7 protein-coding genes are annotated in these 7,101 nt (G+C 65.1%); 4 read left to right on the forward strand and 3 right to left on the reverse strand.

The window, feature by feature from the left end:
* Window positions 1-1,031: D-alanyl-D-alanine endopeptidase (gene pbpG, locus AC1DKD_RS37190; protein ID WP_477144421.1), on the forward strand; the 1,031-nt coding region annotated here is incomplete at its 5' end.
* 101 nt (window positions 1,032-1,132) lie between these two features.
* On the opposite strand, the gene AC1DKD_RS37195 is transcribed toward pbpG, so the two are convergent.
* The 3 genes from AC1DKD_RS37195 to AC1DKD_RS37205 form a co-directional block, all read right to left on the reverse strand.
* Window positions 1,133-2,545 carry an FAD-binding oxidoreductase gene (locus AC1DKD_RS37195; RefSeq protein ID WP_441636293.1) on the reverse strand — a complete coding sequence of 471 codons (1,413 nt, stop codon included), beginning with the start codon at window positions 2,543-2,545 and terminating at the stop codon, window positions 1,133-1,135.
* A gap of 29 nt (window positions 2,546-2,574) precedes the next feature.
* The gene (locus tag AC1DKD_RS37200; RefSeq protein WP_441636295.1) at window positions 2,575-3,321 is read right to left on the reverse strand and encodes a FadR/GntR family transcriptional regulator; all 747 of its coding nucleotides are present in this window, start codon (window positions 3,319-3,321) and stop codon (window positions 2,575-2,577) included.
* A 235-nt stretch (window positions 3,322-3,556) separates the two neighbouring features.
* Window positions 3,557-4,342, reverse strand: a complete 786-nt coding sequence (locus AC1DKD_RS37205; RefSeq protein WP_006155981.1) for an IclR family transcriptional regulator — start codon at window positions 4,340-4,342, stop codon at window positions 3,557-3,559.
* Window positions 4,343-4,579: 237 nt separating this feature from the next.
* On the opposite strand from AC1DKD_RS37205, the gene AC1DKD_RS37210 reads away from it, so the two are divergent.
* The 3 genes from AC1DKD_RS37210 to AC1DKD_RS37220 are packed head-to-tail and all read left to right on the forward strand — an operon-like array spanning window position 4,580 to window position 7,031.
* On the forward strand, window positions 4,580-5,305 hold the full coding sequence (locus AC1DKD_RS37210; protein ID WP_441636298.1) for a (Fe-S)-binding protein: 726 nt from the start codon (window positions 4,580-4,582) through the stop codon (window positions 5,303-5,305).
* 41 nt (window positions 5,306-5,346) lie between these two features.
* Window positions 5,347-6,756 (forward strand): LutB/LldF family L-lactate oxidation iron-sulfur protein, encoded by a 1,410-nt coding sequence (locus AC1DKD_RS37215; RefSeq protein ID WP_441636300.1) that lies wholly within the window; start codon window positions 5,347-5,349, stop codon window positions 6,754-6,756.
* Window positions 6,756-7,031 (forward strand): hypothetical protein, encoded by a 276-nt coding sequence (locus AC1DKD_RS37220; RefSeq protein ID WP_441636302.1) that lies wholly within the window; start codon window positions 6,756-6,758, stop codon window positions 7,029-7,031. Before AC1DKD_RS37215 ends, AC1DKD_RS37220 begins: the two co-directional genes overlap by 1 nt.
* Window positions 7,032-7,101 lie beyond the last annotated feature (70 nt).

Here is a 7,101-nt window from a genome sequence, read left to right on the forward strand (position 1 = left end):
CCTCCTCTAAATCCGCAAAAACCAAGCAAGTCGCCAGCAGCGGCAAGACTGAGCACGTCACTACGCGCAAGGTCGTGGTACTGAAAAACGGCAAGCGTCAGGTCGTGACGCAGCGCCAGGCTGCGCCGGTGCGCGCGGCCTTTATCCCGGCGAAACCCTCGCTGGGCGAGGCGCTCGGGCTGCGTGACACGGAGGATGCGCTCGCGCTGCGCTCCAGCGTGGCGCTGGTGATGGACCAGAACTCCAACGAAGTGCTGTTCCAGAAGAACGCCGCCGCGGTGCTGCCGATCGCCTCGATCACCAAGCTGATGACCGCCCTGGTGGTGATGGACGCGCGTCAGCCGATGGATGAGGTTCTCACCATCACAGAGGACGACCGCGACAATGAAAAGCACAGCAGCTCGCGCCTGCGATTCGGTGCGCAGCTGAGCCGCCAGGAGGCGCTGCTGCTGGCCCTGATGTCCTCGGAGAATCGGGCGGCGTCGGTGCTGGGCCGCAGCTATCCGGGCGGCCTGCCGGCATTTGTGCAGGCCATGAACCGCAAGGCACGCGAACTCGGCATGAACGACAGCCACTTCGTCGATTCGAACGGCTTGTCGAGCAGCAATGTCTCGAGCGCGATGGACCTCGTGCGCATGGTCAACGCGGCGTACCGCAATCCCACCATCCGCGAGTACTCCACGCAGACCGAGTATGAGGTCAACGTGCTCGGGCGTACCCAGCACTACGTCAGCACCAACCGCCTGGTGCGCGGCGGCAACTGGGATATCGGCCTGCAGAAGACCGGCTTTATCTCCGAGGCTGGCCAGTGCCTGGTGATGCAGGCGAAGGTGAACGRCCGCAATGTGGTGATGGTGTTCCTGGATTCGGTTGGCAAGCTGTCGCGCTTTGCGGATGCCAACCGCGTCAAGGACTGGCTGGAACACGTGCAAACGGGTCCCGCCCGCCCTTTTCCGTCCTCCCCTAACCTGACGCAGGGGCCAGGTTCCCCCCAGGCTATCCTTACCGCCCAGCAGCCACGCGGCATCTGATGGCGGAGCCGCAATGACCCGGCACCCACGGACCTGAGGTCATGAAAAACGCGCCGTCCCCGGCGCGTTTTTTTCGTTGGGCGCCGCGGCGCGCCCGGTGCCTACAGCAGCTTGCCAGGGTTCATGATGCCGGCCGGATCCAGCAATTGCTTGATGCCCCGCATCAGGCGAAGTTCGAGCGGGTCCTTGAGGCGCAGGAAATCATCGCGCTTGAGCTGGCCGATGCCATGCTCGGCGCTGATGCTGCCGCCGTAGCGCGCGACCTCGTCCAGCACCTCGGCGGTCAGTGCCTTGCCGTGCTGAGCGGTCCAGTCGCGCTCCGCGCCTGCCGGACGCGACAGGTTGTAGTGCAGGTTGCCGTCGCCGAAGTGCCCGAAGATGAAGGGGCGGATGCTGGGGCTGACGGCCTTGAGGCGCTTCTCCATCGATGCCATGAAGGCGGGGATCTGCTCGATCGGCAGTGAGACATCGTGCTTCAGGTGCGGCCCGTCGGCGCGCTGCGCCTCGGAGATTTCCTCGCGAAGCTTCCACAGGCTCTGCAATTGCGCCAGCGAAGCGGAGACCGCGGCATCCAGGCACAACTCGCGCTCCAGCGCTTCCCCGATCACGCGTTCGAGCAGGGTGTTGAGGGCCTCTTCGTCCGTGGTGTCGGCCAGCTCCACCAGCACATAGGCGGGATGGCGCTGGGCGAACGGCTCCTGTACGCCTTCCGCATGTCTGAGCACCAGGTCGACGCAATCGCCGGTAAAGAACTCAAAGGCTTGCAGGCGCGCGCCACACTGGGCGAACAGCAGTTCGAAAAGCTCCAGCGCCTGCAGGGGCGACGCCACCGCGGCCAGCACCACCGAGCGCGCATCGGTGCGCGGAAACAGGCGCAGCGCCGCGGCGGTGATCACGCCGAGCGTGCCCTCGGAGCCGATCAGCAATTGTTTGAGATCGTAGCCGGTGTTGTCCTTGCGCAAGGCGCGCAGCCCGTGAAAGATCTCGCCGTTGGGCAGCACGGCCTCGACGCCCAGCACCAGTTCACGCGCCATGCCATAGCGCACCACATTGACACCGCCAGCATTGGTAGCAAGGTTGCCGCCGATCTGGCAGGAGTCCTCGGCCGCCAGGCTGAGCGGTAGCAGGCGATGCGCTTCTTGGGCGGCGCGCCGCAGGTTACCCAGGATGCAGCCCGCTTCCGCGACCATCGTGTTGGCGATGGTATCGATCGAACGGATCGCGTTCATGCGGTCCATGCTCAGCACCACGTTGACCGGACTGCTGTCAGGAGCGGCGCCGCCGCACAGGCCGGTATTGCCGCCGCGCGGCACCACCGGCACCGCGGCCTGCTGGCACAGCGCCAGGCAGCGGGCCACCTCATCCACCGAGCGCGGCCGTACCACGGCTTGCGCATTGCCACGGTAAAGGCCGCGCCAGTCGGCGAGCCAGGGCGCGACCTGGTCGGGCTCGGTGGCAACCACGTCGGGGCCCAGTGTTTCGATCAGGCGGGGCAGGAAGGCTGTATTTTGCATGGTGGTTCTATCTGGAGAGACGATGCGGCTCAGGCCGCTGAATGGGATGGTTCCTGCCGGGCTGCGGGGGACTCGGCGCGCGCGTGCGGCCGCAGGCCCAGGCGCGCCGCCGCGCCCTGCAGATGGGACACGGCAGCGGCGCGCGCCAGTTCCGGGTCGCCGGCACGGATTGCGTGGAAGATGGCCAGGTGCTCTTGGTGGACTTGTTCGGACAGGCCATCCTGCTGGCGCGTATTCAGCCGTGCCACATGCACGGCCTGGTGCAATTGCAGGTTCAGGTATTGGAGCAGTTGCAGGTAGTACTTGTTGTGCGTGGCGGTGGCGATTGCCACGTGGAAGGCGGTGTCCGCCTCCACGCTGCGGTGAGGATCATGCAGTTGCGCCGCCAGCCGCTCCAGCAGCGATTGCATCTCAGCGACATCCTGCGCGGTGCGTCGTTGCGCGGCCAGCGCGGCGGCAGCGCTCTCGAGGTCGAGCCGCAGTTCGTAGATGCTCGCCAGTTCGTCGCGATCGATGTCCATCTCCCGCGGCAACTGGAAACCGGCATTGCCCACGCGGGAGCGCACCGTGCTGCCCACGCCCTGACGGCTTTCGATCAGGCCCTGGGAGCGCAGGTGTTCGGTCACCTCGCGAATGACGGCCGGGCTCACGCCGTAGTGCCCGGCAAGCTGCTTGCCGGTCGGCAGGCGGGCGCCAACGGGGTACGTGCCGTTGGCGATCTCGGCGCGCAGTTGCTGGGTCACCTGTTCGGTGAGGGTGATGGCTTTGGTACGCATGCCCGGCAGGATATCGTTATTCAGGTTATCTGAAAACTAAGTGTAAACCCTTGCCGTTGCGGATCGATGCATGAATGGGGAAATGGGGTTAAGCGCGCCGCCGGCGATTGAGGATCAATAACAGCCAAGCGGCAACCCAGCGGCAGGCGTCAGCGGAAAAGCAGGATAGCGGGGTGAAGGCGGTGCCGGGACCGGGCGGGAAGGGTGTCCCGCCTATCCCTCACCCCCGAGGGGCTCAGGCGGCCACGTCGGTCGCGTAGCCCATGCCGCGCGAGATCTGCAGCGCGGTTTCCTTCAGGTTCTGCAGCCAGCTGTCCTGCAGGCGGTCGGCCGGGGCCGATAGCGAGAGCCCGGCAACCAGCCGGCGCGAATCGTCGTAGATGCCGGCTGCAATGCAGCGCACGCCGAGTTCCAGTTCCTCGTTGTCGCGCGCGTAGCCGTTCGTGCGGACCCAGTTGAGTTCGCGTTCCAGCTTGATCAGGTCCGTGATCGAGGTGCGCGTATGGCCGGCCAGCCCGGTGCGGGTGGCATAGTTGCGCACCCGCGCGACTTCGTCGGCCGCCAGGAACAGCTTGCCCACGGAGGTCAGGTGCAGCGGCGCGCGTCCGCCAATGGCGCGCACCACCTGCATGCCGGAGCGTTCGCTGTACGCGCGCTCGATGTAGACGATCTCATCGCCCTGGCGCACAGACAGGTTGACGGTCTGGCCCGTCACGCGATGCAGTGCGCGCATCGGCGCCAGTGCCGCGTCGCGTACCGACAGGCGGGCCTTGACCAGGTTGCCCAGTTCCAGCAACCGCATGCCAAGCCGATAGCTGCCGGGATCGGAGCGGTCGACGAAACGGCAGGCCACCATATCGTTGAGGATGCGGTGCGCCGTGGAGGGGTGCAGGCCGGTGGTCAACGACAGTTCTTTCAGGCTGACCGGATCAGCATGCTGGGCTAGCGCATCCAGCAAGGTCATCATGCGCTCGATGACCTGGATGGATGTCTTTCCTGGTGCCTTGTCTGCTTCTGCCATGGGGAAATGTTGCCGTGCGGCAAATTAAGCGGTTGCCTGATTCTATCTCGCATTGTGAAAATTTCAATAGGTGAAATGACATTACCGAAAGAAACTTCAGATTCTGCCGATGGCGGATGTGCCGGGAAAGGCATGCAAAAATGCAGTGAATTCCCCCGCGCCATGAACGCTTTTGTATGCCGCACGGTGCGCAAGAGCGCATAATTGCGGGGTTTCGGGGTCTGGAAAAGGGAAACAATGCGAGTCGGTCTGTTCGCCACCTGCCTGGTGGACCTCATGCGTCCGGAAATCGGTTTCTCGGTGCTCAAGCTGCTGGAGAAGGCGGGTTACGAAGTGATGGTGCCCGAGGCGCAGACCTGTTGCGGCCAACCTGCCTACAACTCGGGCGAACGCGTCGGGGCGCGCGATCTGGCGGAGAAATTCCTGCGCGAGTTCGAGATGTTCGACTATGTGGTGATCCCGTCGGGCTCATGTGGCGGCATGGTGCTGCATCACTACGCCGACCTGCTGGGCGACGATCCCGAACTGAATGGCCGCTATGAGGGCTTGCGCTCGCGCGTGTTCGAGCTGACCGACTTCCTGGCCAACGTGGCCAAGCTGGGCGAATTCGATTCCAGGTTCGCCGGCCGCATTACCTACCATGACTCCTGCTCCGGCCTGCGCGAACTCGGCGTCAAGAGCCAGCCGCGCGCCTTGCTGGCGCAATTGCCCGGCGTACAGTTGAGCGAAATGAAGGACTGCGAGGCCTGCTGCGGATTCGGCGGCACCTTCTCGGTCAAGTACGGCAATATCTCGACAGCCATCGTCGACGAGAAGTGCGCCAACATCAAGGCCAGCGGCGCTGATGCCGTGGTGCTGGGCGACCTTGGCTGCATGCTCAATATCGAAGGGCGCCTGCGCCGGACCGGCGACACACGTACCCAGGTGCTGCACATCGCGCAAGTGCTCGCCGGCGACGCCTGAGCCCGGGCGGACGAAAAACAAACCTTGGCGAGATCCCCGCTATGCAAGTTCGCAGCATGGAATTCAAGGCGCGCGCGGGCCAGAAACTGGCTGACCAGCGCCTGCAGCAGAACCTCAAGAAGCTTTCCACCAAGTTCGTGACGGCGCGCGCCGATGCCATTCGCGACATCGATTTCGATGCCACGCGCGAGGCGCTCAAGGAGCGACGTGACCGCGCGTTGCARAACCTCGATGTCTGGCTGGCCACTTTCGAGGAAAACGCCACGCGCCGCGGCGCCACCGTGCTGTTTGCCGAAACCACCGCGGATGCCGCGCGGCTGGTGGCGGAGATCGCGCAGAAGCATGGCGTCAAGAAGGTCATCAAGAGCAAATCGATGGTGACCGAGGAAATGCGCCTGAACCAGGTGCTTGGCGAGATGGGCGTGCAGAGCATCGAGACCGACCTCGGTGAGTACATCCTGCAGATCAACGACGCGGAGCCGCCGTCGCACATCATCGCCCCGGTGGTGCACAAGGACAAGGAAGAGATCGCCGACCTGTTTGCCAGGGTGCACCACAAGCCGCGCCTGACCGATATCCCCGAGATGACGCGCGAGGCGCGCGAAGTGCTGCGGCCGGAATTCCTGTCGGCCGACATGGGCGTGACCGGCGGCAACTTCATCATTGCCGAAACCGGATCGGTGGCGGTGGTGACCAACGAAGGCAACGAGGGCATGTGCACGGTGATGCCACGAGTGCACGTAGCCGTGACCGGCATAGAGAAAGTACTGCCGACGCTGGAAGACCTGGCCACCGTGATGCGGCTGCTGCCGCGCTCGGCTACCGGGCAGGCGATCTCCAATTATTTCTCGCTGCTGACCGGCCCGCGTGCCGAGGGCGAGCGCGATGGCCCGGAGCATATGTATTTCGTGCTGGTCGACGGCGGGCGCAGTGGCCTGATCGGGGGCGACTTCCAGGACATGCTGCGCTGCATCCGCTGCGGCGCCTGCATGAACCACTGCCCGGTGTACCAGAAGATCGGTGGCCATGCCTATGGCTGGGTTTATCCTGGCCCGATGGGCAGCGTGCTGACGCCGAGCTATACGGGCCTGGCCAACGCGCTGGATCTGCCACAGGCAGCCACGCTGTGCGGCGAATGCAACCGCGTGTGCCCGGCTTCCATCCCGTTATCGGACCTGTTGCGCAAGCTGCGGGAGAAACAGATGGAACGCGGCCTGCGCCCCTGGCAGGAGCGGCTCGGGCTGCAGGTGTGGGGCTACGTGGCGCGCCGTCCGGCGCTCTATGCCTTCGCCACCCGCATTGGCGCGCGCCTGCTCTCGCGCATGGGCGGCAGCAGCAAGCTGATCGCCAGGCTGCCGATGGCAGGCCGGGGCTGGACGGAGACCCGCGACCTGCCCGCACCGAGCGGACGGACCTTCCGCGAACTCTACAAGGAAAGGAGGGCCCGTTGATGGCCACGACCACTGACAACGCGCCGGCGCTGGCGGCCATGCGCGCAGCGCTTGAACAACATATCGGCGGCCAGCTCGCCGCCGATGGCCTGGTGCGCAACTGGCGCGAGGCAGCGCCCGCGCTGGTATTGCCGCCGATGTTCGAGCAGGCGATGGAAGAGTTGCTGCGCCGGCTGGAGATGTCGGCAGTGTTCGCGCAGGACAGCTGCTCGTTTTCGAGTTCGGCGGTGACCGACCAGCTCAAGCGCTGGCTGGACAAGGCGGCCACGGCCTGAACGTGGCCGGCCAAAATGCGGAAGGCCCCCGCCGAGACGGGGGCCTTCCGCATTTTGGCCGGGGCTTAGC

The sequence above is a fragment of the Cupriavidus sp. 05T313 genome (assembly GCF_056396665.1).

Coding starts and splice junctions, on each gene's coding strand:
- AC1DKD_RS37195 (WP_441636293.1), bottom strand. CDS start 2,545: ATGCAAAATACAGCCTTCCTGCCCCGCCTGATCGAAACACTGGGCCCC.
- AC1DKD_RS37200 (WP_441636295.1), bottom strand. CDS start 3,321: ATGCGTACCAAAGCCATCACCCTCACCGAACAGGTGACCCAGCAACTG.
- AC1DKD_RS37205 (WP_006155981.1), bottom strand. CDS start 4,342: ATGGCAGAAGCAGACAAGGCACCAGGAAAGACATCCATCCAGGTCATC.
- AC1DKD_RS37210 (WP_441636298.1), top strand. CDS start 4,580: ATGCGAGTCGGTCTGTTCGCCACCTGCCTGGTGGACCTCATGCGTCCG.
- AC1DKD_RS37220 (WP_441636302.1), top strand. CDS start 6,756: ATGGCCACGACCACTGACAACGCGCCGGCGCTGGCGGCCATGCGCGCA.